Below are 26,609 nucleotides of genomic sequence, written 5' to 3' on the forward strand. Positions count from 1 at the left end.
AATCTCTCGATGTCGGAAGTCCTGGAACGGCAGCGTTCACCCGACCCGGGGGGCGGTCGCGAGGGCGATGGGTGGCGGGGTGGGCGTGGGGGGCGTGGGGGGCGTGGGCCGGCCCTGCAGCCTTGCCAGGACTTCGTCCCGGGGGCCGTCCGCCAGGACGCCTTGCGGCGCGAGCACGATGACGCGGTCGACCAGCGCCAGCATGGACAGGCGATGGGTCACCAGCAGCAGGGTCGCCTCCGGCTTGAGCATCTGCCGCATCAGCCGGACGGTGGCCTGCTCCAGGCCGTCGTCCATGCCCGAGGTCGGCTCGTCGAGCAGCCACACCGCGCGATCGGCCAGGACGAGGCGCGTCAGCGCCACGAGCTGCCGCTGCCCCCCGGACAGTCCGCGCCCGCCTTCCGAGAGCTTGCGGTCCAGGCCCAGCGGATGCTGCGCGACCATGGGCCACAGACCCGTGCGCTGGCACGCGGCGACCAGTTGGTCATCGCTGGCGTCGGGCAGTCCGAACAGCAGGTTGTCGCGCAAGGTGCCGGCGAACAGCCAGGCGTGCTGCGGGCCGTAGGCCAACTGGTTCGCGCGCCATCCGACGTGGATCTGCTGCTGGTCCACGCCGTCCAGGTAGACGGTGCCGCGCGTCGGCTTCGTCAGACCGCACGCGAGCGACAACAGGGTGGTTTTCCCCGCGCCTATCGTTCCCAGGATCGCGACCTTCTCCCCCGGGCGGAACCGGAGGTTGCCGATGCGCAGCGGCTCCTTCTGGCCGGGGTAGGCGAACTCGACCTCCTCGAAACGCAGCTCGCCGTGCATGGTCTGGGGCACGATGGGCCGGGCGATGCCGTCGTTGTCCACCTGGAGCTTGAAGATCGCATCCAGCGCCTTCATGGACGCGCGGGCGCTGCCCAGTTGAACCAGCAGCGGCGGGATGGACGCCAGTGGTGAGAGCACGCGACCCGACAGGATCGAGCAGGCCACGATGGCGCCCTGCGTCAGGTGCCCGTCGATCGCCAGCACGGCGCCGACGCAGATCAGGGAGATGTAGCTCGCCTGCTGCAGTGCGGCAGACAGGTAGGAGGTGGTGTCGCTCTCATGCTTCAAGGCGAGGCTCTGCGCGGCGTTCACCTCGCACAACGCAGCCCATCGGGCCTCGAAACGCCAGGTCGCGCCCAGGCCTTTGATCGCCTCGGTGCCCTCGATGGCCTCGACCAGCAGGCCGGTCTTGGCGTTCGCGCCGGACTGGGTGCTCGCGGTCAGCCGCGCGATGCGGCGGGCGCGCAGCAGCCCGGTCAGCACGGTCACGCCGAACAGCACCACCGCCGGCAGCGCCATCCAGAAGCCGCCGATGGCCGCGATCACCAGCGCGAAGATCAGCGCCATCGGCATGTCGAACAGCAGGAAGAGCGTGCTGGCCGACAGGATGCCGCGTATGGATTCGAAACTCTGCACCTGGGAGGCCAGCGTGCCGACCGAGCCGGGCCGCTGGTCCATGCGCACCGCGTTCAGCCGGCTCATCAAGGCCTTGGAGATGCTGACATCGAGCTGCTTGAGCTGCGGTTCGAGCAGCGAGGCGCGTGCGAGCTTGAGCAGGAACTCGATCACCACCGCCAGGCCCACGCCCAGCGTGAGGACCCACAGCGTCTGCTGGCCCTGGCTGGGGATGACGCGGTCGTAGACCTGCATCGAGAAGAACGAGATGGCGATGCCGATCGTCGAGAGCACCAGCGACAGGCCCGCCGCCTCCAGGAAGATCGGCCATTGCCCGCGGACCTGCGACAGCATCATCCCGCGGGCGGTGCTGGACGAGACCGCATCGATGTCGCTGTCCATGGCCGCGTGGAGGCAGGGCTGGTCCGCCAGCACGAGGTCGCGCGAGGTCTTGGCGCTGTCCACGCAGGTCCAGAGTCCCTCAGGCGTGCGTGCCGTGATGACCTGCCAGCCGAGCTCGGCGTGATGGAACAGCAGCGGCAGCGCGGCAGGCTGGGGGGAGTCCAGCAGGACGAAACGGGTCTGCCCGTCGATGGCCCCGGCCAGCAGCCGCGCGGCGGACAGGTCCTCCAGCGGCATCGCCAAGGCCATCTGATGCTGACGCACCAGATCGAGCGGGACGGGGCGCCCCTTCAGTCGCATCCAGTGGGCCAGGACGGCCGCAAGGGCCGCCGATGGGGGCGTCGATGAGGCGTTCGGGCGCTTGAAGGGATTCCATGACATGGTGGGCATCTCGGGAGTGGCGCTGGGCAAGAGGGGAGTGGGGGGATGCAGGAGACGGCACGTTCAGCCCGGCCCCGATGCGCCGTCGAGCAGCAGGTTCAGGCGGTACAGCCCGGCGCGTTCGTCGATCGCGGCGTCCCGCTGCGATTGCCGGGTGGCATGCGCCTCGCGGACCATGTTCAGCAGGTCCAGCCAGGCACGCTTGCCGGCATCGAACTGGCGTCTGTACGAAGCCAGCACCTCGTCGCCGGTTGCCGCGGTCAGCGCGGCGTTCTGCAGCGAGGCGACCGCGGCGGCATGACGCGTGAACTCCAGCTGATAGGCGGCGAACTGGTCCTGTTCGGTCGCGGACACGGCGGCTTCCGCCGCGGCGATGCGCGAACGCGCCGCGTTCACGCCGGACAGGGCCGAGAGGCCGCCCGGCAGGCCGGCCTGGAACACGAAGCCGATGCGATCGTCCTTGTAGGCGCCGCTCTGGCGGTCCAGGCGCAGGCTGAGGGTCGGCATCAGCGCCGCCTTGGCCTTGGCCAGCTCGTCGCGGGACAGGTCGACGTTCGCGCGGGCCAGGGCCAGTTCGGGCGAGAGCTGGATGCGGTCGAGCACCTGGTTCAAGCTTGGCGGCGCCGGAAGATCGCCGTCGAGCACGGCCCGAAGCGGATCGTCGACCGGCCGACGGGCCAGGCGCTGCAGCCGGTCGCGCTGGAGCGCTTCCTCCAGCCGCGCCTGCGCCAGTTCGGCCTGCACGGCGCTCAGCCGGGAGGCCGCCAGTGCCGCGTCGGCATTGGTGGCGACGCCGGCCTGGGTGCGGCGCCGGATCATGTCCAACAACTGCTGGTGCTCACCGCGCAGCGCCTCCAGGCTGTCGATGCGACCGCGGACCTTGGCCCAGTCGGACCAGGTCTGCACGATGCGCAACTTCAACTGGAGCTGCACGGATCGCAAGGTCATCTCGCTGCTGCGCAGCGCGGTCCGGGCGGCGCTCAGGTTGGCCGACAGCAGCCCGCCGGTGTAGAGCGGCTGCTGGATGCTCAGGACGTTGACATACCGACTTGTGCCAGCCGCGAGCTGACGGGAGAAGCTCGGCGACGGACCGAATTGCCACTTCGCGGCGGTAACGCCGTCTTCAGCTGCAGCGATGGACGCCCGGGCGCCCTCCATCGACGGATCGGCCGACAACGCGCCGCGAAGGAAGTCGTCCATGCCGGCCCCCCAGCGCTCGGTGACGGAGGCCGGTTGCGCGGTCCCCTTCTCGAGGTTGCGGCTGGTGTCCTTGGCGATGACAGGCGCGACCTCGGTCAGGGTCGGGTTTACGTCGCCAGCCCGCGCCTGGAGGCAGGTCAATGCCAACGCGGCGAACAGATATTGCCATCCGCCGGCAATATCGATATTCGAGAGGCGAAAGGGCGGGAAAGTCAGTCGGCAGTGCAAGGGAAACCCCGTCAGGCTGTTTGGCGATGACGCTCAGTTTCGTTTCCTGCCCGTTCCTCTCACAATGACATCCGTTTGCTAGCCTTTCGGCGCCGACAACCATTGGTAGTTTGTTTATGCAAAGAAACTAGCAAATATTTGCTATCCAGCGGGTGGGGAATGTCGGTTGCCAGACGGTGTGTCCCACTCCCCCGAAAAGGACCTGCCATGACGACGCTGAACGAAGACCTCGAACCCTGCATGAAGGCCTGCGCGGACGCCTTGCTCGCAACGCGTCAGTGCGCCAATGCGTGCATCCGTTCCGGCGATCGGCTGATGGAGGCCTGTGCGTTGCTGAACCTGGACTGCGCCGCCCTCTGCGAGGCGACGATCGGTGTCCTCTCCCGCGAGTCCAGCCACCACGGCGATTTCTGCGCCCTGTGCGCGCATCTCTGCCGGGCGTGCGCGGAGGAATGCGAGAAGCATCAGCACGCGCATTGCAAGCGTTGCGCGCAGGCCTGCCGGGCCTGCGCGCTGGCCTGCGAACCGCACGCCGGCGAGCGCCACTCGCTGGGCGCCCATGCCTGAACTTGACCGCAAGGCCGCCCGCCAGGAACTTCCTGCCGGGCGGCTGGTCTCCAAACCCTCCCGGATTCCCGTGCATTCCCTATCGATATATCGATCACGGGCCGCGCTCAGGCATATTCGGATTCGATGCCTTCAACCACCTCGCGGGATGCGAATGCGGTTTTGAAACCGAAACCATGTGAAGTAAATCGGGATTCGATCAAACAGGCGGGAACGCCGGCACGAGCCGGCACGCGCTGGTGTGGCGTTCTGAACAGGCATCCCACCAGGACCTTGGCGGTCGACATGGCGCTCTACACCATCTCAAGACGGTCAACCATCCGGCCTGAGATCCCGTCCGAGCTTGCTCCTGGCCCTCGGCCTTCACGGCTAACATCCACGCATCGATTCCCAAGAGCCAGTCGACTGGCCGATGCAACTCGGGATGGAGGACGTCCGGCGGCGCGCGCGCCTCGGACGGTGCGAGAGAGCAGTGATCACCCCTCATTTCCATATCTGTGCCTTCTTCGACAGCCGGGAGGACGCGTGTCAGGTCCTGGCGCCGTTCTACCGGGAGGCGGAGCAGAACAACGAACGCAACCTGCACCTGATCGAGCCGGGCTGTCTGGACGAGCACCGGGCCCGGCTGGTCGGCGCGGGCATCGACGTCGTGGCCTGCGAACACCGCGGCCAGCTCGCGCTCGAAACCTGGCCGGCCGGATCCGACGGTGTGGACGTGGAGACCTTGCTCGCGCTCATGTCGAGCGTGACGGGACCCTCCCAGGGCGAGCCCGTCGGCCATGATGGCAATGACGGCCATGACGGCCATGACGGCCATGACGGCCTGCGCGTCATGGCGCAGATGGGCTGGGCGATCCGTCACGGCATGGACCGGCTGGACCTGCTGGAGTACGAAGCCCGCCTGAACGGGGTGCTGGACGAGCACCGTCGCCTGGCGATCTGCGTCTACGACCTGGCGCCGCTGGACGGCGCCACGATGATGGATCTGCTGCGGACGCATCCGCTGACGATGATAGGCGGCGTGCTGCGCGAGAATCCGTTCTTCACGCCGCCGGCCGAGATGTTGCGCGAGCTGTCCGCGCGCCGCGCCACGGCCAGGCGCCGGGGACGGTCCGCACCGGTGGCGCTCCCCATGCCGGCCCGAGACCGGCGGATCGAATGACCACGATGTCCCGAGAAAGAGAACCGTCCGCGGCCGACCAGGCGCTGCGCGACCTGATGGGGCTGCTCGCGCTGCCGGCCCTCTGGGTCGGGCGCGACGCGGCCACCGTGCTCCAGCTCACCACCGAGGCCGTGAACCGCATCGTCGGCACGGCCGTCTGCCTGCTGCATGCGCCGCTGGTGCCGGACGCCGCGCCGGCCACCGTCCTCCAGCTGGGGGGCGTGCGCGTCTCGCAGGACGCGTGGACCGATTTCATCGTCGCCTGCCGCCAGATGCCCGACACCGCCGACAGCGCCACCGCGCTGGAGTCGCCGCTGGGCACCTTGCGCGTGGTGCGGCTCTACCTGGGACCGGCAGGCCGGGCGGGCAGCCTGTGGTTCGGCTCCTCCCGGCCGGATTTCCCGTCGCCGCACCAGAGCGCCTTCATGCGCGCCGCGGCGACGCTGGCGTCGACCGGGCTGCACGCGGCCCGCCTGGACCACGAGCGCGAACGCGCCGCGAGCGCGAAGGACGAGTTCCTCGCCATGCTCGGCCACGAGCTGCGCAACCCGCTGGCGCCCATCTCCACGGCGCTGCATCTGATCCGGCTGCAGACCGGCCAGCTGTCGCGGGAGCACGAGATCATCGAACGCCAGGTCGGCCACCTCTCCAAGCTGGTGGACGACCTGCTCGACATCACCCGCATCACGCGCGGGAAGATCGAGCTGTCGCGCGAGCCGGTGGACGTGCCTTTCCTGCTGTCCGACGCGATCGAAGGCGTGAGCCCCTTGCTGGAGGAGCGCAACCACCTGCTGCGCGTGGCCTGCGAGGTCGGCCCGGAGCTGCGGCTGATGGGCGACCGGGCCCGGCTGCGGCAGGTCGTCGTCAACCTGCTGAGCAACGCGGCCAAGTACACGCCGACCAACGGCGAGATCCGCGTGGCGGCGCGCGCCGTCGGCGACGCGCTGGTGATCGAGGTGCAGGACAACGGCGCCGGCATCGATGCGGACATGCTGCCGCGCGTGTTCGAGTTGTTCGAGCAGGGCTCGACGACGCTGGACCGCTCCAAGGGCGGCCTCGGCATCGGGCTGGCGATCGTCAAGCAGTTGGTCGAGATGCATCACGGCCAGGTGGCGGTGCACAGCGCCGGACCGGGTCAGGGCGCGACCTTCCGCGTGACGCTGCCGGCGGAGATCCACGCCGTGCCGCCGGCGCCGGGACCGGCCACGGAGGCGCTGGACACGCTGCCGCCGGTGCAGGGGCGGGTGCTGGTGGTCGACGACAACCGCGACGCCGCCGAGACGCTGGGCATGGCGCTGCGCTACGCGGGCTACGACGTCGTCACGACCACGCTGCCGCAAGAGGCGCTGGAGCGGGTGCGCGCGTCGCGCTTCGATGCCGCGGTGCTCGACATCGGCATGCCGGTCATCGACGGCTACCAGCTGGCGATGCTGATCCACCGGGAGCTCGGCGCCGCCGCGCCGCGCCTGATCGCCCTGACCGGGTATGGCCAGGCCTCGGATCGCGACAAGGCGCTGAGCAGCGGCTTCGACGAACACATGGTCAAGCCCATCGATCTGGATCGCCTGACGCGCACGCTGGAGCGGCTGACCCGCGCGGACGCGCTCTAATCGGGGCTCATGACCGCGCCCGATCTCTTCCCTTCCGCGACCGCTCCGGCCAGCGCGACATCGCCCGTTCCGGCGCCCGCGCCGGCGCATGTGGCGATCCTCGACGACGAGCCGGACATCACGCAGCTCCTCGCCGCCTACCTCGGCTCGCACGGCTTTCGCACGACGCAGCTGCACACCGGCCGCGCGTTGATGGACCTGATGACCGCGGACACGCCGGACCTGGTGCTGCTGGACCTGGGCCTGCCGGGCGAGGACGGATTCCTGATCGCCCGCCAGTTGCGCGAACACTGGCGCTGCGGCCTGGTGATCGTCACGGGGCGCGGCGATGCGGTGGACAAGGTCGTCGGGCTGGAGGTCGGCGCCGACGACTACGTGACCAAGCCCTTCGACCTGCGCGAGCTTGTCGCCCGCGCGAAGGCCGTGCTGCGTCGCCTGGCGCCGGCACCTGCGGTGGCAACGGCGCCGACGGCGGTGCCGGTGCCGGTGCCGATGCCGGTCGCTGAAGCCCATACGCTGCTGCATTTCGACGGCTGGACCGTCGATGTGGCGGCCCGGCGCGTGACCGGACCGGGCGGTGAAGAGGCCGCGCTGACGACCGGCGAGTTCGATCTTCTGCACATCTTCCTGCTGCACCCGGGGCGCGTGCTGTCGCGCGACTTCCTGCTGGAGCAGACCCGCGGGCGCGAGTCCGGTCCGTTCGACCGCACGATCGATGTGCAGGTGGGGCGACTGCGCCGCAAGCTCGGCGCCGAGTCGGGCGAAGGGCAGTGGATCAAGTCGGTGCGAGGCGCCGGCTACCTGTTCGCGCCGAGGGTCACCTCGACGCGGTCGACCTGAACCGGTCCTGACCGACCTGGACTCCCCATGAGCGGCGCCATCGACGAATCCGCGGTCTTGCGCGCGCTGTTCGCCGCGTCGCCGGACGGGCTGCTGCTCGTCGACGATCAAGGCGTCATCCGGCTCGCGAATCCGACGGCAACCCAGTTGCTGGGTTATGCCGCGGAGGAACTGGTCGGCGCGCCGGTCGAGATGCTCGTGCCCGACAGCATCCGCCCCCGCCACGCGGCATACCGGCAGGACTATGAAGGCGCGCCGCGGTCGCGACCCATGGGCGGCACGGCGACGGAGCTGGTCGCGCGTCGGCGTGACGGCTCGGAAGTGCTGGTGGAGATCGCCCTGAGCCCGTTGCAGCCGCTCGGGCTGCCGTACACGATGGCGTCGATCCGCAGCGTCGCGGAGTATCCGCGGGTGCGTCAGGCGCTGCAGCGGGCGCGCTACAGCGAGCATCTGGCGCAGCTCGGCAAGGTCGCCGTCGACTCGCTTGATCCGCAGGAAGTGCTGCGCCAGGTGCCGGCGATTGCCGCCCAGGCCCTGGAAGCGGAGGTGGCGGTGGTGTGTCTGCTGGAAGCGGGACGGACGGCATTGCGCGTCGTGGGAGGCGTCGGGCTGCTCGCGGACGAAGGCCCCGGCACGCTGGTGCCGAACCGGCCCGACACGCCGCAGGGATTCGTGCTGGCGCAGGGCGCGCCGGTCGTCGTGGAGGATTACGGCAGCGAGCAGCGCTTCACCGTGCCCGAGGCCTACCGGCAAGCCGGGCTGGTGTCGTCGCTGGCGGTTCCGCTGTCCGATCGGGGGCGGGCCGTGGGCACGCTGGCGGTGCGCTCGCGCCAGCCGCGGCGCTTCGGCGACGCGGAGTCGCGCTTCCTGGAATCGGTGGCCAACCTGCTCGGCACCTGCCTGCAGCGGGCGCAGACGGAGGAGGCGCTCCATCACTCGCAACGCTTGGAGGCCGTCGGCCAGTTGACGGGCGGCATCGCGCACGACTTCAACAACCTGCTGACGGTCATTCAAGGCAATCTCCAGGTGCTGGCCGAGCTGCCGACGGTCGCCGACGACGGCGTCGCGCCGCAACTGGTCGCGGCGGCGACGCGGGCCTCGCGACGCGGCGCGGAGTTGACCGGCAAGCTGCTGGCGTTCTCGCGCCGCCAACGCCTGCAACCGACGACGGTCGACGTGGGCGCGATGATGCGCTCGCTGGCCGACATGCTGCGCCGCACGCTCGACCAGCGCATCCGGATCCGGATCGCGGTGGCGCCTGGCTGTCCCGACGTGCAGGCCGATCCGGCGCAACTGGAGTCGGCGCTGCTCAACATCGCCATCAACGCGCGGGACGCGATGCCCGAGGGCGGCGACCTGGTGTTCGAGGCCGGGCCGCTGGCGGCCATTCCGCCGGAGTTGCGGAGGGAGCTGGAAGCGGGCGACGAGGCCCCGTTACCGGCAGGCACGGAGGTGTCGACGACACGCTACGTCCGCATCGCGGTCTCCGACACCGGCACGGGGATGCCGGAGGACGTCAAGGAGCGTGCGTTCGAGCCGTTCTTCACGACCAAACAGGTCGGTCGGGGCACCGGTCTGGGCCTGAGTACCGTGTATGGGTTCGCGCGGCAGTCGCTGGGGGCGATCGGTATCGAGAGCACGCCGGGCCATGGCACGACGCTGTCGCTGATCCTGCCGCAGCCGCCGGCCTCGCCTCGCGAGGTGGCTGAACAGGATGCGACGGCCGCAACCGTGCCGCCGGGATTGCGCGTCCTGCTGGTGGAAGATGACGCCGAGGTGCGTGCGGTCGCGCGTCGTTATCTGAACGATCTGCAGTGCAGCGTCACGGCGTGCGCGTCCGGGGAAGAGGCGCTGCGCCACCTGGACGCGCTCACAGAGTCGGCGGGCGGCCAGCTCCCGCATCTGCTGCTGAGCGACATCGCCTTGGGCGCCGGCATGCGAGGCACCGAGCTGGCGACCCACGTCCGCCGTTCGTGGCCGGGGATCGCCGTGCTGTTGATGTCCGGGTTTTCCGTGGAGATTCTGTCGTCCGACTCGCAGACAGGGCTGGACTGGGCGCTGCTGCCCAAGCCCTATGAGCGGACCGCGCTTGCCCGGGCGATCGGAAAGGTGCTGGCGCGCTGACACGCCGGCTGTCCCTGCTGACGGTTCACGCTGGCTGTTCACGCTGGCTGTTCACGCCGCCGCGGCCAGCTTCCCCCGCGACATCGAGCCGCCGATCACGAACTGTTCGAGCCGTTCCCGGTTGGGGATCGAGATCTGGCGACGGCCGCGTTCGCCGAACAGGATCAGGCCCTCGCGGTTCAGCTTGGACAGGCAACGGCTCACCGTCTCCAGGGTCATGCCCAGGAAGTTGCCCAGATCGGCGCGCGTCATGCGCAGTGTCAGTTCGTCGGCGCGCAGCCCGCGCTGGTGCATGCTGCGGGCCCAGGCGCAGAGGAATTCCGCCACCCGCGCCAGCGAGGCCAGCGTGCAGACCGACATCAGCGACTGGCGCTCATGGGTGATCTCGGCGCTCATGCCTTCGTGGACGACCGCCATCATCTCGGGATAACGCGCGCAGGCCTGCAGCAGCGTGTCGTAGGGAATGATCGAGATGTTGCCGGTGTCCATCGCGACCGCGTCGCAGGGATGGCGGCCGTGCGCGATGCCGCTGAAGCCCAGCCAGTCGCCGCGGAACTTCAGGCTCACGATCTGCTCGCGGCCGTCCAGGCTGCGGCTCACCAGCTTGAACGCGCCGGCATTGATCAGGTAGACGGTATTGAAGGGCTGGTCGGCGCGGAAGATCATGTCGCCGGCGCGGACCACCTTGGCCGCGGGCTGGATGATGTCCCGGATGGTGCGCATCACGTCGAGCATGCGCTGCTGCGGGTCGCGGCTGAACACGCGCGGTTCGGCAAGGGTCAGCTGCAGCGGTGTCGGCAGCGTCGGGCGCAGATCGGGCGCGATCAGACCCGGCGTGGCGCCGGCGACGAGTGCGCAGACGGAGGACAGCGGCGTGGCGGCGTCGCGCGGCGATGCGTTCGCGGCGGGCGCCTTGCGCGGCCGGCCGGCCGTGGCATCGCGCAGGCGGTCGCGGGGGAGTTCGCTCGAAGGGGAGGCGATGGCGATGGCGCTGTGCATGATGGTCTCGTGGTTGAAGGGATTGCTGGGGATGCTAGGAATCGCCCGCAAATGCGGCACCAATCCTTGACATCGATCAGCAACAGTCGGTGAACCCTCGGTGACGGTTCAGTAACGACCGGTCGAGACCGGTCGGTCTGGCGATGTCCCCGACGCTCTCCCGACGCCCTCCCGGCGCTCTCCCGGCGCTCTCTCCGGGGAGTCGCGCCCCCACTCGTTGACATCGATCAAGGGCTGCGCGCCAGAGCTGATTACGCTGCGGGCCTCGCTTCCCGGCGCGGCGTCGCGCCCGCCGGACTCGCCATGCCGACACCCTCCGCTTTCCCAACCGCCCTTGCGACCATGCCGCCACCCGACCCGCTTTCGCGCACGACGCATCAGCCCTTGCTAGGCCTGCGCATGGGGATGGTGTGTAGGCATGGGGACGCGCCGGACCCGGTCCTGTTCCGGCAGATGGCCGTCGAACTGGGCGCGCAGGTCACGATGCTGGACCCGGAACGGGTGCTGGCGGACGGCGCCGCGCTGGAGGAGGTCGCGGGACTGCTCGGCCACCTGTACGGGGCGATCGCGTGCGACGGCCTCCCGCCGTCGGTGGTGCGACGGCTGCGCGCCGTGACCGTGGTCCCCGTCGTGGACGTGCAGGCCGTGCTCGCCTCCACCGACGGACCGGGGGGCAAGCGCGGCCAGGAGGCGGCGGCGCGCTGTCACCTCGCGCAGGCGGCGCTGATTGCCGCCCTGCGCTGATCGCCGCCGTCGCCCGGACGTCGGTCAGGCCTTGGGCAGGCTCTTGTATTGCTTGCCGACGTCGGTCAGCACGCCGGGCGCGCCGAGCAGGCTCGTGAAATGCGGATCGGGCGACATGCGACCGATGAACCACGAGTAGCGGAGCACGTCGCTGCGCGACTCACAGATGCGAACCATGTCGGCCATCTGCTCCATCTGCTTGGCGGGCGTGTCGATCTGCGCGTTGCCGTCGCCGTTGTGCCAGTTCGCCATCTCGGTGACCCAGAACGGCTTGCCGTACTTCTTGAGTCGGTTCAACTGGTCGGCCAGGCCGTAGTCGTACCAGTGGAACGCGAGGGCGTCGATCTGCGGATCGCGCCCGTTGGCGCCGCGGAAGGCGGCGAGGAAGGCGTCCATCCAGACGATCGGATCGCTGTAGCCGGCCATCGTGCCCCAGTTGAGCGCCGGCCCGATCAGTCGCACGCCGGTCTGGCGCGCGATGTCCTCCAGCTTGAGCCACTGCACGGCGGCGTCTGCCGGCAACAGGTTGGCCTGATCGGTCAGGTTGGGCTCGTTGACCACCAGCAGGTCCTTCACCGTGGGACGCGCCTTCAACGCCGCGACGACGCTGGCGACATTGACATCCTTGGAGGTCCAGACCATGGGCACGTGTTCCATCGTGCCGGCGATCGACGGATTCGAACGGACGTTCGCATCGGGCTGGAGCGCCCAGTTGTACCACCAGCCGACGCTGCCGCCGGACAGCGCGTTGAAGTCGGCCGCGTCCTTGAGGTCGTAGGCGATGCCGCGCTTGACCGACGGGGCGGGGGCCGGCGGCGGTGGCGCCGGCGGGGGAGGAGCCGGCGGGGGTGGCGGGGGCGAAGGAGGAGGCGACGCCGGAGGCGGGGGGGACGCCGGCGGCGGCGGGGCTGCCGGGGGAGGGGGCGAAGCCGGTGGCGGCGGTGCGGCCGGCGGCGTGGGTGCGGCTGGCGGCGGGGGTGAAGCGGGCGGCGATCCTGCCACGGGAGGCGAGGCCGGCGTTGCCGGCGAATCCCCGCCACCGCCGCCGCAGGCGGACAGCAGCGCGCTCGCGCCGGCCAGCGTCAGCAGGCGACGACGGTCGACGTCGGGCGGCAACGGGGCGACGAGCGTCGGCGCGCTCGGCGCGACCAGCGCGTCCGTCAGCGCCTTCAAGGGGAAATCAACCGGGTGCTTCATGGGGGAGAGCTCTTGCAGCGTTGGATCGCCCTGTCCCTCACGCAGGGGACAGGTCTTGCGGGGTCGCAGTATGAGTGGCCCGCTGTGTTCTTGTCCCGCACCGAAACACATTGTTAATGTTGCTGACGGCTGGCATTCATCCTGGTACCTCGGAAGAGGGTGTCGCAGGCTGCGCGGAGGTGCGTCGGCTTGACATCCGGAGTGCATCAATCCCTAGCCTGAGCACCCCCCACTTGCGCCAAAGTGACTTTCGACCACTGCGCGCGGTTACAGCCCTCAATAGAGTCCATGGCATGCAACTGTTCTGCTGCCTCCGACGCGATGGCTGACCTCGACCTCGATTCGCTGCTTGCCCCCCTGCAGGATGACGCCCCGTGCGGCGCCGACCTGGAGTACGACCCTGCCTTCCTCGCCCTGGAAGCGGCGGGCGCGGGCAAACCCGAGCAGCAATTCGGCGACACCATCATCGCGGCCGAGGAGCCCGACTGGCACGCCGTGCAGGAACAGGCGCTGGCGTTGGCCAAGCGGACCCGCGACCTGCGCGTCGCGGTCTGGCTGGTGCGCGCCGGCGCCCGGCTGCAGGGCCTGAGCGCCGCCATCGACGGCCTGGCGCTGATCCGCGGTCTGCTGGAGCAGCAGTGGGCGCACGTGCATCCGCAACTGGACGCTTCCGACCACGACGATCCGACGATGCGCCTGAACGCGCTGCAGCCGCTGACCAGCGTGATGGCCGGCATCGCCGATCTGCGCGCCGCGAGCCTGACCGGCCAGCGCGGCGGTCCGCGGGTGCGCGACGTCGAACTGGCGCTGGGCAACGCCGATCCGATGGGCGAGGAATCCGTGCCGTCGCCCGAAGGCCTGATGGCCGGGCTGTCGTCGCAGGCCGCCAACGATCCCGCCTTCGCGGCCCGCCTGCACGAGGCGCTGCCGACGGTGCAGGGCATCGTCGCGGCGATCGAAGCGCCGCTGGGCGCCGGGCAGGGGCCTGATTTCTCGCCGCTGCTGCGACTGTTCAAGCCGCTCGCCGCGGCGGCCGGACAGCTCCAGGGGCAGGGCGGCGACGCCGCGGCCGCTGCGGACGACGCCGCCGGTGCGCCGGCCGCGGCTTTCGGCGGCGTGGTCGTCGGGGCGGTGCCCGCGCCCGGCACGATCGCCAGCCGCGAGGACGCCGTCCGCGCGCTGCAACGCGCCTGCGAATGGATCGAACGCCACGAGCCCAGCAATCCCGCGCCGCTGCTGATCCGCCGCGCGCAGCGGCTGATGAGCAAGAGCTTCATGGAAATCATGCGCGACCTGAATCCGGACGGCGTGCACGAGATCGAGAAGCTCGCCGGCACGACCAGCGAGTAGCGCCCGACACCGTTACTGACACCCAGACCGACGTCGCTTTCCCAGCTTCCACCTTTCACCCGATCCCCGCTTCAAGGAGCACCCCATGGCCACCAGCAGCCAGAAGTTCATCGCCAGGAATCGCGCCCCGCGCGTGCAGATCGAGTACGACGTCGAGCTCTACGGCGCCGAGAAGAAGGTGCAGCTGCCCTTCGTGATGGGCGTGCTGTCGGACCTGTCGGGCAAGCCCACCGAGCCGCTGCCGCCGGTGTCGGACCGCAAGTTCCTGGACTTCGACGTCGACAACTTCGACGCCCGCATGAAGGCCATGAAGCCGCGCGTGTCGTTCGCCGTGCCCAACACGCTGACGGGCGAAGGCAACCTGATGGTCGACCTGACCTTCGAATCGATGGACGACTTCTCGCCGGCCGCGGTCGCGCGCAAGGTCGACGGCCTCAAGCAGCTGCTCGAGGCGCGCCAGCAGCTCGCCAACCTGATCACCTACATGGACGGCAAGGCCGGCGCCGAGCAGCTGATCGCCAAGGTCGTCAAGGACGAGGCGCTGCTGAAATCCCTGGCCACGGCCCAGAAACCGGCCGACGGCGGCGCGCAGTAAGCGCGGCGCCTCACGTCACACAGAAACCGACGGACCCCACGGAGCACGCACCATGGCCGATGAGACCCTCGCGCAACACGCGCCTTCACTGCAGGGCATCGAGTACGAAGGCGGCGAGTTCGCCTCGCTGCTGAACAAGGAATTCAAGCCCAAGACCGACGAGGCCAAGTCCGCCGTCGAGCAGGCGGTGCTGACGCTGGCGCAGCAGGCGCTGTCGCAGACCACGCTGATCGGCAGCGACGTCATCGTCTCGATCGAGGCCATGATCGCCGAGATCGACAAGAAGCTGTCCGAGCAGGTCAACGCGATCCTGCATCACGCCGAGTTCCAGCAGCTGGAATCGGCCTGGCGCGGTCTGCACTACCTGGTCAACAACACCGAGACCGACGAGCAGCTCAAGATCCGCGTGATGAGCATCTCGAAGACCGACCTCGGCAAGACGCTCAAGCGCTACAAGGGCACGGCCTGGGACCAGAGCCCGATCTTCAAGCGCGTGTACGAAGAGGAATTCGGCCAGTTCGGCGGCGAGCCCTTCGGCGCCATCGTCGGCGACTACTACTTCGACCACAGCCCGCCGGACGTCGAGCTGCTGGGCGAGATCGCCAAGGTCTCGGCCGCCGCGCACTCGCCTTTCATCGCCGCGGTGAACCCGTCGCTGATGCAGATGGGCTCGTGGCAGGAACTCGCCAACCCGCGCGACCTGACCAAGATCTTCAGCACGCCCGAGTACGCCGCCTGGAAGTCGCTGCGCGAGTCCGACGACGCGCGCTACATCGGCCTAGCCATGCCGCGTTTCCTGGCGCGCCTGCCCTACGGCTCGAAGACGAATCCGGTCGAGGACTTCAACTTCGAGGAAGAGACCGGCGGCGGTGAGCACGCCAAGTACACGTGGGCCAATTCGGCCTACGCGATGGCGACCAACATCAACCGCTCGTTCAAGACCTACGGCTGGTGCACCCGCATCCGCGGCGTGGAAGCGGGCGGCGCGGTCGAGGGCCTGCCGGCCCACACCTTCCCGACCGACGAGGGCGGCGTGGCGATGAAGTGCCCGACGGAGATCGCGATCAGCGACCGCCGCGAGGCCGAGCTCGCCAAGAACGGCTTCATGCCGCTGGTGCACCGCAAGAACTCGGACTTCGCCGCGTTCATCGGCGCGCAGTCGCTGCAAAAGCCCGCCGAGTACGACGACCCCGACGCCACCGCCAACGCCAACCTGGCCGCGCGCCTGCCCTACCTGTTCGCCTGCAACCGCTTCGCGCATTACCTGAAGTGCATCGTGCGCGACAAGGTCGGCTCGTTCAAGGAACGCGGCGACATGGAGAAGTGGCTCAACAAGTGGATCATGAACTACGTCGACGGCGATCCGGCGAACTCGTCGGAGACGACGAAGTCGCAGAAGCCGCTGGCGTCCGCGGAAGTGGTCGTCGAGGAGATCCCGGGCAACCCCGGCTACTACTCGTCGAAATTCTTCCTGCGTCCGCATTACCAGCTCGAAGGCCTGACCGTGTCGCTGCGTCTGGTCTCGACGCTGCCGTCGCAAAAGGGTAAATGATCGGGGCAAGTGAGCCCGGCGATGACCGCCGCGCGGTCATCGCCCCAAGAATTTGAGAATCGCGCGCGACGACGCGCGACGTGTTGAAGGGAGCGCCTCCGAAGGCGCGTTCTGAACTTTCGAGGCACCCCGCCATCCGGATCTTTCGAGGTCCGAAATCCCTGGTCTCCGTCGCGGTCAGCGTCGAGGCGGAGACCGTTTTCACAGAGTTCATCTAGGAGAAACCGACCATGACGATCGACGCCAATCTGAAGTTCGCCGGAGTCGAAGGCGAATCCACCCACAAGGACCACAAGGGCGAGATCGACCTGCTGGCCTGGTCGTGGGACGTGCGTCAGGAAAGCACCGCCGCCGCCGGTACCGGCTCGGGCAAGGGCAAGGGCGTTCCTGGCCAGTTCGTGTTCGCGCACTACTACGACAAGGCGTCCCCGGTGCTGGCCAAGGCCTGCGCCTCGGGCAAGCATTTCGACCAGGCCGTGCTGACCTGCCGCAAGGCCGGTGAAGGCCAGCAGGACTTCCTGAAGGTCACCCTGAAGCAAGTCCTCGTGACCGCCGTCTCCCCGTCCGCTTCGGCCGGCGGCGAGATCAGCGAAAGCGTGTCGGTGTCCTACGCCGACATCGAGTTCGAGTACAAGGCTCAAGACGCCAAGGGCGGCCTGGGCGGCGCGGTCAAGTTCGGCTGGAACGTGGCCACGACCGAAACGCGTTGATGCATTGAGGGCGGTGCGCCGGCTCGCGCCGGCGCCGCCGCCGTCGATGATCCCCGCGGCGCGACAGGCTTCGGTCTGCCGCGCCGCGCTCGGACAACGAATGACGGTAGGACGGGGCGTGCAGCCGTCATCCGTTGTCCATGCCGGAGCGAAAGATGAATCCGTTGACCAGCGGCGCGAGCAGCGCCGACATGTACCTGGACCTGTCGCTCAAGCGCGCGGGCAAGGTCAAAGGCGAATCCACCTCGGCGGGCCACGCCAACGACATCGTCGTGCGCGGCTTCAGCTGGGGCGTGGGCGCCGCGGGCGATGCCGTGGCGGGCCAGCAGACCGGCCGCCGCAGCTACCGCCAGCTGACGATCACCAAGGGCCTCGACGCCGCGAGCACCGCGCTGATGAGCGCGGTGGCGACCAACGACGAGGTCAAGAGCTCCAAGCTCTACCTGCGCAAGGCCGGCGGCTCGCAGGAGGACTACTTCTGCCTGACGCTGGAGAAGGCGCGCATCGCGTCCTACGACATCGACTGCGACGAGACCGGCGCGCCGGTGGAGCGCATCTCGATGAGCTTCCAGAAGGTCAACATCGAGTACCGCACCCAGAACGCCAAGGGCGCGATGGGCGGCACGCACACCTTCGACGACGACCTCACCTGAGGTCTTTGCGGCGCGCTCACTGCCGGTGAGCCCGCCGGAACATCGCGCCATCGCGGACACCCGCGAGTGCCGCGATCCTTGAATTGCAGGGGAGTACGGAATGAGCGCAGTGCAGGAACTGCTGGCGGCGGGCCGCCCGACCGAGGCCTTGGCCGCGGCGCAGGCGGAAGTGCGCCAGCGTCCGCAGGACGCGAAGCTGCGCACGATGCTGTTCCAGCTGCTGGCGGTGACGGGCCAGTGGGCGCGCGCGGCGGCGCAGCTGGAAGTCTGCGGCGAGCTCGACGCGGGCACGCTCGCGATGGTCAACACCTACCGCGAAGCGCTGAAGTGCGAGCTGGTGCGCGAGGCCGTCTTCGAGGGCCGCACCACGCCGATGGTGATGGGCGAGCCGGCCGAATGGGTGGCGAACCTGGTGCACTCGCTGAAGCTGGAGCATGACGGCGATGTCGCCGGCGCGCGCCAGCTGCGCGCCCAGGCGCTGGACGCCGCGCCCGCGACGCCCGGTTCCATCGACGGCCAGGCCTTCGACTGGATCTGCGACGGCGACTCGCGCATCGGCCCGGTGCTGGAGGCGGTGATCAACGGCCGCTACTGCTGGGTGCCGTTCTCCGCGATCAAGGAGATCCACATCGAGCCGCCGACCGACTTGCGCGATCTCGTGTGGTCCGCGGCGCACCTCGAATTCCCGAACGGCGGCGGCTCGGTCGCGCTGATCCCGACGCGTTATCCGCGCAGCGTGGCCTTCGACGACGAGCGCGTCTGGATGGCGCGCCGCACCGAATGGCAGCCGCTGCCGGGCTCGCAGGACGACCAGTACGCCGGCGTCGGCCAGCGCGTGCTGATGACCGACCAGGGCGAGACCGGGCTGCTCGACGCGCGCCTGATCGAACTGCGCCAGCCATGATCCCGACGTCGCGCGCGGTGCGCTGCGCGGCGACGCCGCTCCGGAACCGTCCGACCCGCTCATGAGCCAGATCCACCGCGACCGCCTGCAGCCGGCCCTGCTGGACCGGCTGACCGACGACGATCCCTTCCACCGTGTCGAGGCGGAGGAGCGCCGCGTCATGACCAAGTCGCAGCTGCGCCAGGCGGTGCTGCGCGACCTGGGCTGGCTGTTCAACGCGATCCAACCGATGGGCAAGGAATGCGATCCCTACGGCCACGTGGGCGACAGCGTGCTGAACTTCGGACTGCCGGCGCTGTCGGGGCAACTGGCCTCGCGCATCGACGTGCACCTGCTGGAGAAGCAGATCCGCCAGGCCATCCTGCGCTTCGAGCCGCGCATCCTGCCCGACACGCTGGAGGTCCGCGCCATCGAGACGCAGAGCGTCATGGACACGCACAACGTGATCGAGTTCGACATCCGCGGCCACCTGTGGGCGCAGCCCATCCCGCTGGAGATCCTGCTGCGCACGCAGATGGACCTCGAGGCCGGCCAGGTCGAAGTGCGCGAGGGCTGAGGACATGGATCCGCGCCTGCTGCGCCTGTACAACGACGAACTCGCCCACCTGCGCGAGGTCGGCGCCGAGTTCGCGCGCGACTTCCCCAAGATCGCGGCCCGGCTCGGGCTGGAGGACGCGGAGGTCGCCGACCCCTACGTCGAGCGGCTGCTGGAGGGCTTCGCCTTCCTGTCCGCGCGCGTGCAGCTCAAGCTGGACGCGGAACACCCGCGGCTGATCTCGCACCTGCTGGAATCGATCTATCCGAACTTCCTGGCGCCCATTCCGTCGATGATGATCGCGCGGTTGAGCGTCGATCCCACCGACCCCAACCTGTCCAAGGGCCACCCGGTGCCGCGCGGCAGCGTGCTGCAGTCCGGCATCCCGCGCGGGCAGGACACGCGCTGCGAGTTCCGCACCTCCCACGACCTCACGCTGTGGCCTCTGACCCTGGACGACGTCCAGTACTTCACCCACGCGCCGGACCTGCCGATGTCGCGCCTACCGGAAGCGGCGGGCAGCCGCGGCGGCGTGCGGCTCAAGCTCAAGACCGGCGGCGGCATTCCGGTGAAGCAGCTCGGCCTGGACCGGCTCGCGCTCTACCTGAGCGCGCCGGACGAGGTCGCCTACCGGCTGCATGAACTCGCGCTGGGCGCGCCGCTGGGCACCTTCGTCACCGGCGACGGCATCGATGCGTCGACCGTGCCGGTGCAGTGGCGCTCGGCGACGAGCATCCGTCCGCTGGGCTTCGCACCCGACGAGGCGCTGCTGCCCGAGACGCACCGCAACTTCTCCGGCAGCCGGCTGATGCAGGAGCTCGCGGCGATGCCGCGGCGTTTCCTGTTCCTCGAGATCGATCAACTGGCCGACCGCCTCGCGCGCATCGACGGCACGTCCTTCGAGATCGTGCTGTTCTTCTCCCGCGGCGACGGCGCGCTGGAGGCGATGGTCGACGTCGACAGCGTGTCGCTGCACTGCACGCCGGCGATCAACCTGTTCCCGAAGCGGCTGGACCGGATCCAGCTCGGCACCGGGAACTGGGAGTACCACGTCGTGCCGGACCGCACCCGGCCGATGGACTACGAGGTCCACAGCCTGCAGTCGGTGACCGGCTACGGTGCCGGGGCGCTCGGCCAGCAGGGCTTCGAGCCGCTCTACGCCACGTATCACCAGGCGCCGCCGGAGGCGCCGGGCTTCTACACCGCGCGGCGCGAGCCGCGGCTGATGTCGACGCGACAGAAGGACCAGGGACCGCGCACCGGCTACATCGGCGACGAGGTCTTCATCTCGCTGGTCGATCCGCGCCACGCGCCGTATCGCGAGGACATCCGCCAGCTGTCGGTGTCGGCGCTGGTGACCAACCGCGACCTGCCGATGCTGCTCCCTCACAACGGCGCGGGCATGTGGCGGCTGGACGCGGCCGGTCCGGTGCTCAAGGTCGACGCGGTGCATGGGCCGACGCGGCCGGTGAACCGCCAGCCGGCGGGCGAGGCGGGCTGGAGCCTGGTCGGCCTGCTGACGCAGCAGCAGCTGCCGTGGGGCGACGAACCGCCCGCGCAGGCGGCGGCGACGCTGCGACGGCTCCTTGCGTTGTACGGACCTCCCGGCGACCCGGGCTGGTTGCGGCAGGTCGAAGGCGTGCGCGCCGTCGAGGCCAAGCCCGTCGTGCGCCGTCTTCCGTTCACGGGACCGCTGAGCTACGGCACCGGGGCCGAGATCGCGCTGGAACTCGATGAACACGCGTTCCAGGGCCACAGCAGCTTCCTCTTCGCCAGCGTGCTGGAGCGCTACTTCACGCGTCACGCCGCGATCAACAGCTTCACGCAGCTGAGCCTGCGCACGACCCAGCGCGGCCTGGTGAAACGCTGGGCGCCGCGCGTCGGCGGCGACGCCGAGGGTCGCGGCGATCGCGCCCGCGACGAGGAACGCGGATGAGCCTCCACGGCCCGGGCTCCACGCCTGACGACGAGGCCACCGGCGGTGCCGGCGGCGACGTCGCGCAGGCGGCCGACGCTGGGCCGGAGGCCGCGTCCGATGACAGCGCGTCGGCGTCGCCGGCCTCGCTGCTCGCGCGTCGTCCCGAGAAGCGCAACGAGACCGACGCCGCGCTGCGCGCCCTGTTCGAGGACGTCGAAGCGACGCCCTGGGCGCATGATTTCTTCGCGCTCCTCCGCCGCATCGAAGGGCTGACGCCCGACCAGCCGCGCCTGGGCCGCGGCCTGCGCCCGTCGCAGGAGGCGATCCGGCTGGGCCAGGAGCCCGAACTCGATTTCGCGCCGGCGGCGCTGCAGAGCCTGACGCGCGGACAGAGCCCCGCGCCGCGGCTGGGCGTGCGCTTCTTCGGCCTGCTCGGCCCGCAGGGGCCGATGCCGCTGCACCTGACCGAATACACCCGCGAGCGGCTGCACCAGCGCGGCGATCCGACGCTGAGCCGTTTCCTCGACGTCTTCCATCACCGCCTGCTGCTGCACTTCTACCGCGCCTGGGCGCAGTCGCAGCCGGCGGTGCAGCACGACCGCCCGGCGACGGACCGCTACGCGGCCTGGCTGGGCGCGGCCGCGGGGCTCGACGGCGCGCAGCGCCCCGGCGACTCGCTGCCGCAGACGGCGCGGCTGTTCCAGGCCGGCCTGCACGGGGGCCGCGCGCAGCATCCGGAAGGCCTCGCCAAGATCCTGTCGTCCCACTTCAAGGTGCCGGTGCGCATCGAGGAGCACGTGCCGCACTGGCTGCCCGTCGAGGACGGCGAGCGCACGCGGCTGGGCTTCGCGCGCCAGCGGCCCGAGCGTATCGGCCGCGAGCTGCCGCGCCTGGGCCGCAACACGTCCGCAGGCAACAAGGCCTGGGACCGGCAGTACCGTTTCCGCGTCGTCCTGGGTCCGCTGACGCTGCGCCAGTACGAGGGCTTCCTGCCCGACGGCGACGCGTGGCGGCCGCTGAACGACTGGATCCGGCAGTACGTCGGCCACAACCTGCAATGGGAGCTGCAGCCCGTGCTGCGCCGCGACGAGGTGCCCGCCGCGGCGCTCAGCGGCGGCGCGCGCCTGGGCTTCACCTCCTGGACGGGCAGCTCGGGCGGCCGTCCGCATCGTCACGACCGGGGCGACCTGCACCTGCATCCGCAACAGCGGGTGAAGGGGCGGGCCACGCCGCCGGCATCACAGGGAGCATCGTCATGACTGAAATCTCGCGTACCAGCCTCTTCGGCAAGCTCAACCCGCTGGCCTACAAGGCGATCGAAGGCGCCACCGTGTTCTGCAAGCTGCGGGGCAATCCGTACGTCGAGCTGCAGCACTGGCTCTACCAGATCCTCAACACGCCCGACTCCGACCTGCATCGCATCGTCAAGCACTACGGGCTGGACGCCGCGCAGCTGTCGACGGACCTGATGGCCTCGCTGGACCGGCTGCCGCGCGGCGCGACCTCGGTCACCGACCTGTCGAGCTGGGTCGAGAACGCCGTCGAGCGCGGCTGGGTCTACGGCTCGCTGATGTTCGGCGACCAGCAGGTGCGCACCGGCCACCTGGTGTTGGGGCTGCTGAAGACGGCCTCGATGCGCAACGTGCTGCTGTCGGTGTCCAAGCAGTTCGAGAAGATCAACGTCGACGACCTGGGTGAGAACTTCAACCAGATCCTCGAAGGCTCGCCCGAGCGCGCGATGCGCGCCGCCGAACCGGGCGCTGCCCCCGGCGACGCCAGCGGCGCGATCGCGCCCGCGGCGATGGGCAAGCAGGAGGCGCTCAAGCGCTACGCCGTCGACCTCACGGAGCGCGCGCGCAACGGCGAGATCGACCCGATCGCCGGCCGCGACGAGGAGATCCGCCAGATCGTCGACATCCTGATGCGCCGCCGCCAGAACAACCCCATCCTCACGGGCGAGGCGGGCGTCGGCAAGACGGCGGTGGTGGAAGGCTTCGCGCTGCGCCTGGCGCAGGGCGACGTGCCGCCGCAGTTGAAGGACGTGTCGCTGTACATGCTCGACATCGGCCTGCTGCAGGCCGGCGCCAGCATGAAGGGCGAATTCGAGAACCGCCTGCGCCAGGTCATCGACGAGGTGCAGGCCTCGCCCAAGCCCATCATCCTGTTCATCGACGAGGCGCACACGCTGATCGGCGCGGGCGGCGCGGCGGGGACGGGCGACGCGGCCAACCTGCTCAAGCCGGCGCTGGCGCGCGGCAAGCTGCGCACGATCGCGGCGACCACCTGGGCCGAGTACAAGAAGCACATCGAGAAGGATCCCGCGCTGACGCGGCGTTTCCAGGTCGTGCAGGTGCCCGAGCCCGACGAACACAAGGCCGTGCTGATGCTGCGCGGCGTGGCGTCCATCCTGGAGAAGCACCACCGCGTGGCGCTGCTCGACGAAGGCATCGAGGCCGCAGTGCGGCTGAGCCACCGCTACATCCCGGCGCGCCAACTGCCGGACAAGGCGGTGAGCCTGCTCGACACGGCCTGCGCGCGCGTGGCGGTGAGCCAGCATGCGACGCCGGCGGAGCTGGAGGATTGCCTGCGCCGCATCCAGGCGCTGGAGATCGAGCGCGAGATCATCGGTCGCGAAGGCGCGATCGGCATGGACGTCGCGGAGCGCAAGCAGCGCGTCGCGACGCAGCTGGACGAGGCGCAGACGCGCAAGGCGGAGCTCGAAGCCCGTCACCTGAAGGAAAAGGGCATGGTCGACCGCGTGCTGGAACTGCACGCGCTGCTGCGCAAGGACGGCGAGGGCGCGCCGGAAGAGGCCGAGCGCGAGACGCTGCTGACGGAGCTGCACGGCCTGCGTTCCGAGCTGACGACGCTGCAGGGCGATGCGCCGCTGATCCTGCCGCAGGTCGACGAGCAGGCGGTGGCCGCGGTGGTGCAGGACTGGACCGGCATCCCGGTGGGCCGCATGGTGCGCAACGAGGTGCAGGCGGTGCTGCAGCTGGCGGACACGCTGAACCAGCGCGTCGTCGGCCAACGCCATGCGCTGGAGATGATCGCCAAGCGCATCGAGGTCTCGCGCGCCGGGCTGGACAACCCGAGCAAGCCGATCGGCGTGTTCCTGCTGGCGGGCACGTCGGGCGTGGGCAAGACGGAGACGGCGCTCGCGCTGGCCGAGGCGCTCTACGGCGGCGAGCAGAACGTCATCACCATCAACATGAGCGAGTTCCAGGAGGCCCACACGGTCTCGACGCTGAAGGGCTCGCCCCCGGGCTACGTCGGTTACGGCGAAGGCGGTGTGCTGACCGAGGCGGTGCGTCGCCGGCCGTATTCGATCGTGCTGCTGGACGAGGTCGAGAAGGCCCACCCGGACGTGCACGAGCTGTTCTTCCAGGTCTTCGACAAGGGCCGGATGGAAGACGGCGAGGGTCGCCACATCGACTTCAAGAACACCATCATCCTGCTGACCAGCAACGCGGGCAGCGACCTGATCATGAAGCTGTGCGCGGATCCGGAGCTGATGCCGGAACCGGAAGGCATCGCCAAGGCGCTGCGCGAGCCGCTGCTGAAGATCTTCCCGGCGGCGCTGCTGGGCCGCCTGGTGACGATCCCGTACTACCCGCTGAGCGAGGAGATGCTGGGCCAGATCGTGCGTCTGCAGCTGGGCCGCATCCAGAAGCGCGTGGGCGAGAACCTGGGCGTGCCGCTGACTTTCGGCGACGACGTGGTGAAGCTGATCATCAGCCGCTGCAACGAGGTGGAGAGCGGCGGCCGCGTGGTCGACGCGATCCTCACGAACACGGTCCTGCCGCGCATCAGCCGCGAGTACCTCACCCGCGTCACCAACGGCCAGGCGATCACGAAGGTCGAGCTGGCGGTGAAGGACGGGGACTTCGACTACGCATTCGACTGAGGGGGTGGCCCCCTCTCCCGCACTGCGGGAGAGGGTGGGGGTGAGGGCCTGCGGCCGTGGCAGTCAGCCGTTCACTTCGCCCGGATCGACATCCCGCCGTTCTCGCCCGCCGGATCTCCGTCGACGACCCGCTCGTCGACCTTCCCCTCGCAGCCTTTCGCCGAGCACTGGTAGTTCACCAGCCTGACCGGCTTGGCGGCCTTGGGCTCGCCGCGCTCGATCACGGGAAGCAAGACCTGACCCGCGCTCGCTGCCTGCAGCGAATCGCAGCCGGCCCAGTACCCGACGAATCGATGCGCCGGTCCCGCCGGCTTGTCGCCGCTGAACGGCACCAGCACCACGCTGACCCAGCGCTGGTACGTGCCGCTCTTGCCGATCCCCGTGTGCGAGAACTCCATGCAGGTGCCCCAGCGCTGGCCGCCGACGCTCACGCGGTAGGCTTCGGTCGAGGTCCAGTCGATGTCGGGCAGGGGATCTCCGCCCATCGCCCGGTGTTCGACGACCACAAGCGGCTTGCCCCCGGACGCCCTGGCGACGCCCCCCTTGTCGCGGTCCAGGCGCAGCTCGCCGACGTCGACGAAGCAGCCTTGCGGCCCGCACCAGCCTTCGGTCTTGACCGGCTCCAGCGCCGCGGGCGTCGCCGTGCCTCGCAGCAGATCGCGCAGCTCGGTCGCGTTCCTGGCCACGGCGTCCGCATGCGCCGCGCAGGCGACGAAGAACGAGCCGGCGAGGGCGGTCGCCATCACCGGCAGCGAGCGGCGCACGGTGCGGCGCAGAGAGCCCCGCAGGGTGTGGGGCAGGGTGTGGGGCAGGGGACGGGACAGCCTGGACATCAGTCGTACACCTTGTTGTTGGTGGCCTTCACGAAGTCGTCGTTGTACTTCCAGAAGATGGTGCCGCCGTAGGCGGCGGTGGACTCGTACTTGTAGTCCCATTTGCCGCGCAGCTTGGTCTTGGCGCCGGTCGCGCTGCGCCACCATTCTTCGCCGGGGACGTCCTTGTCCTTGATGTCGTAGATGTTGTGCTTCGGATCGGTGATGTGGATCCCGGCCTTCACCTTGGGGTGTTTGTCGTAGTTCGACTTGATGTCGGCGCCGTCCCAGAAGTAGCCGCCGTTGGCGTAATCGGTGCCGGTGGCGCTGAGCGCGTTGCGCGCGCCGCGCACGGCGTCGCTCATGCCGGTGTCGGCGGCGATCTCGTCGGCGGTGGCCTTCTTGAGCTTGTTGTGTCGCTGGTTGCCGTCATGCGCGGCGAAGGCGAAGGTCTTGTCCGTCTTGATGAACGCGCTGATGGTCGCGAAGCCGCGCGCCTTCTGCTGGCGCACCAGCACGTTGGCGATGGCGGCCATCTCCTCGTAGACGTTGCCGGTCGAGCCCTCGCCGTAGGCGACGGCGGCCAGCGCGCGGGTGTCGTCGTCGATGGGGGCGGCCTTCTCGGCGCGCGGCGCGGCGCCGACGGGCGACACCAGCGGGGACGCGGCGCGGATCATCGTGCCGTCGTCGATCTCGAACGTGTTGGCCCCGGCGCCTTGAGGCCCGGGAATGCGTGCAGCACCCATCGACGCTTCCTTCGCAATGCGGATGAACGCACGGTACCGGTCGGGTGG

23 protein-coding genes are annotated in these 26,609 nt (G+C 69.6%); 16 read left to right on the plus strand and 7 right to left on the minus strand.

Annotated elements, in window-relative coordinates:
* Nucleotides 1-36 precede the first annotated feature (36 nt).
* Nucleotides 37-2,208, minus strand: coding sequence for an ATP-binding cassette domain-containing protein (locus tag ACQZ13_RS14040; RefSeq protein WP_431052870.1), 2,172 nt, complete (start codon nt 2,206-2,208; stop codon nt 37-39).
* A gap of 63 nt (nt 2,209-2,271) precedes the next feature.
* The gene (locus tag ACQZ13_RS14045; RefSeq protein ID WP_431052872.1) at nt 2,272-3,549 is read right to left on the minus strand and encodes a TolC family protein; all 1,278 of its coding nucleotides are present in this window, start codon (nt 3,547-3,549) and stop codon (nt 2,272-2,274) included.
* 294 nt (nt 3,550-3,843) lie between these two features.
* On the opposite strand from ACQZ13_RS14045, the gene ACQZ13_RS14050 reads away from it, so the two are divergent.
* The gene (locus ACQZ13_RS14050; protein WP_431052874.1) at nt 3,844-4,203 is read left to right on the plus strand and encodes a four-helix bundle copper-binding protein; all 360 of its coding nucleotides are present in this window, start codon (nt 3,844-3,846) and stop codon (nt 4,201-4,203) included.
* 107 nt (nt 4,204-4,310) lie between these two features.
* Here ACQZ13_RS14050 and ACQZ13_RS14055 read toward each other — a convergent pair whose 3' ends face one another.
* The gene (locus tag ACQZ13_RS14055) at nt 4,311-4,490 is read right to left on the minus strand and encodes a hypothetical protein (protein WP_431052876.1); all 180 of its coding nucleotides are present in this window, start codon (nt 4,488-4,490) and stop codon (nt 4,311-4,313) included.
* 185 nt (nt 4,491-4,675) lie between these two features.
* On the opposite strand from ACQZ13_RS14055, the gene ACQZ13_RS14060 reads away from it, so the two are divergent.
* The 4 genes from ACQZ13_RS14060 to ACQZ13_RS14075 are packed head-to-tail and all read left to right on the plus strand — an operon-like array spanning nt 4,676 to nt 9,939.
* Nucleotides 4,676-5,365, plus strand: coding sequence for an MEDS domain-containing protein (locus tag ACQZ13_RS14060; protein ID WP_431052878.1), 690 nt, complete (start codon nt 4,676-4,678; stop codon nt 5,363-5,365).
* Nucleotides 5,362-6,975: a hybrid sensor histidine kinase/response regulator gene (locus ACQZ13_RS14065; RefSeq protein WP_431052880.1), complete on the plus strand. Its 1,614-nt coding sequence runs from the start codon at nt 5,362-5,364 to the stop codon at nt 6,973-6,975. Before ACQZ13_RS14060 ends, ACQZ13_RS14065 begins: the two co-directional genes overlap by 4 nt.
* Before the next feature lie 9 nt (nt 6,976-6,984).
* On the plus strand, nt 6,985-7,815 hold the full coding sequence (locus ACQZ13_RS14070) for a response regulator transcription factor (protein WP_431052882.1): 831 nt from the start codon (nt 6,985-6,987) through the stop codon (nt 7,813-7,815).
* A 27-nt stretch (nt 7,816-7,842) separates the two neighbouring features.
* The gene (locus ACQZ13_RS14075) at nt 7,843-9,939 is read left to right on the plus strand and encodes a PAS domain S-box protein (protein ID WP_431052884.1); all 2,097 of its coding nucleotides are present in this window, start codon (nt 7,843-7,845) and stop codon (nt 9,937-9,939) included.
* Nucleotides 9,940-9,990: 51 nt separating this feature from the next.
* Here ACQZ13_RS14075 and ACQZ13_RS14080 read toward each other — a convergent pair whose 3' ends face one another.
* Nucleotides 9,991-10,938 (minus strand): Crp/Fnr family transcriptional regulator, encoded by a 948-nt coding sequence (locus ACQZ13_RS14080; RefSeq protein WP_431052886.1) that lies wholly within the window; start codon nt 10,936-10,938, stop codon nt 9,991-9,993.
* 342 nt (nt 10,939-11,280) lie between these two features.
* Between ACQZ13_RS14080 and ACQZ13_RS14085 the strand changes: the two genes are divergently transcribed.
* A complete protein-coding gene (locus tag ACQZ13_RS14085; RefSeq protein ID WP_431052888.1) occupies nt 11,281-11,682 on the plus strand; it encodes a hypothetical protein in 402 nt (133 codons plus the stop codon).
* Nucleotides 11,683-11,706: 24 nt separating this feature from the next.
* Here ACQZ13_RS14085 and ACQZ13_RS14090 read toward each other — a convergent pair whose 3' ends face one another.
* On the minus strand, nt 11,707-12,879 hold the full coding sequence (locus ACQZ13_RS14090) for a glycosyl hydrolase (protein ID WP_431052890.1): 1,173 nt from the start codon (nt 12,877-12,879) through the stop codon (nt 11,707-11,709).
* 321 nt (nt 12,880-13,200) lie between these two features.
* Here ACQZ13_RS14090 and tssA point away from each other — a divergent pair, with 321 nt between their 5' ends.
* The 10 genes from tssA to tssH all read left to right on the plus strand — a co-directional run bounded on the left by tssA (nt 13,201) and on the right by tssH (nt 25,003).
* Nucleotides 13,201-14,229 (plus strand): type VI secretion system protein TssA, encoded by a 1,029-nt coding sequence (gene tssA, locus ACQZ13_RS14095; RefSeq protein ID WP_431052892.1) that lies wholly within the window; start codon nt 13,201-13,203, stop codon nt 14,227-14,229.
* 85 nt (nt 14,230-14,314) lie between these two features.
* On the plus strand, nt 14,315-14,824 hold the full coding sequence (gene tssB, locus ACQZ13_RS14100) for a type VI secretion system contractile sheath small subunit (protein WP_067271509.1): 510 nt from the start codon (nt 14,315-14,317) through the stop codon (nt 14,822-14,824).
* A 52-nt stretch (nt 14,825-14,876) separates the two neighbouring features.
* Nucleotides 14,877-16,376 (plus strand): type VI secretion system contractile sheath large subunit, encoded by a 1,500-nt coding sequence (gene tssC, locus ACQZ13_RS14105; protein ID WP_431052894.1) that lies wholly within the window; start codon nt 14,877-14,879, stop codon nt 16,374-16,376.
* 230 nt (nt 16,377-16,606) lie between these two features.
* Nucleotides 16,607-17,086 (plus strand): Hcp family type VI secretion system effector, encoded by a 480-nt coding sequence (locus tag ACQZ13_RS14110; protein WP_067271515.1) that lies wholly within the window; start codon nt 16,607-16,609, stop codon nt 17,084-17,086.
* Nucleotides 17,087-17,241: 155 nt separating this feature from the next.
* Nucleotides 17,242-17,739 (plus strand): Hcp family type VI secretion system effector, encoded by a 498-nt coding sequence (locus ACQZ13_RS14115; RefSeq protein ID WP_431052897.1) that lies wholly within the window; start codon nt 17,242-17,244, stop codon nt 17,737-17,739.
* A 100-nt stretch (nt 17,740-17,839) separates the two neighbouring features.
* Entirely contained in the window at nt 17,840-18,643 is an 804-nt protein-coding gene (locus tag ACQZ13_RS14120; RefSeq protein WP_431052899.1) for a type VI secretion system accessory protein TagJ, read from the plus strand.
* 61 nt (nt 18,644-18,704) lie between these two features.
* Nucleotides 18,705-19,199 (plus strand): type VI secretion system baseplate subunit TssE, encoded by a 495-nt coding sequence (tssE, locus tag ACQZ13_RS14125; protein ID WP_088404496.1) that lies wholly within the window; start codon nt 18,705-18,707, stop codon nt 19,197-19,199.
* Between the two features lie 4 nt (nt 19,200-19,203).
* A complete protein-coding gene (gene tssF / locus ACQZ13_RS14130; RefSeq protein ID WP_431052901.1) occupies nt 19,204-21,114 on the plus strand; it encodes a type VI secretion system baseplate subunit TssF in 1,911 nt (636 codons plus the stop codon).
* Nucleotides 21,111-22,355 (plus strand): type VI secretion system baseplate subunit TssG, encoded by a 1,245-nt coding sequence (gene tssG, locus ACQZ13_RS14135; RefSeq protein ID WP_431052903.1) that lies wholly within the window; start codon nt 21,111-21,113, stop codon nt 22,353-22,355. Before tssF ends, tssG begins: the two co-directional genes overlap by 4 nt.
* Nucleotides 22,352-25,003, plus strand: a complete 2,652-nt coding sequence (gene tssH, locus ACQZ13_RS14140) for a type VI secretion system ATPase TssH (RefSeq protein WP_431052905.1) — start codon at nt 22,352-22,354, stop codon at nt 25,001-25,003. The genes tssG and tssH overlap by 4 nt, the downstream gene beginning before the upstream one ends.
* A 71-nt stretch (nt 25,004-25,074) precedes the next feature.
* Here the strand turns inward: tssH and ACQZ13_RS14145 are convergent, their stop codons facing one another.
* Both ACQZ13_RS14145 and ACQZ13_RS14150 read right to left on the minus strand, forming a co-directional pair.
* On the minus strand, nt 25,075-25,836 hold the full coding sequence (locus ACQZ13_RS14145; protein ID WP_431052907.1) for a hypothetical protein: 762 nt from the start codon (nt 25,834-25,836) through the stop codon (nt 25,075-25,077).
* The gene (locus tag ACQZ13_RS14150) at nt 25,836-26,561 is read right to left on the minus strand and encodes a hypothetical protein (RefSeq protein WP_431052909.1); all 726 of its coding nucleotides are present in this window, start codon (nt 26,559-26,561) and stop codon (nt 25,836-25,838) included. Before ACQZ13_RS14150 ends, ACQZ13_RS14145 begins: the two co-directional genes overlap by 1 nt.
* Nucleotides 26,562-26,609 lie beyond the last annotated feature (48 nt).

The sequence above is a fragment of the Roseateles sp. L2-2 genome (assembly GCF_050613215.1).
GTDB classification, from domain to species: Bacteria; Pseudomonadota; Gammaproteobacteria; order Burkholderiales; family Burkholderiaceae_C; genus Roseateles; species Roseateles noduli.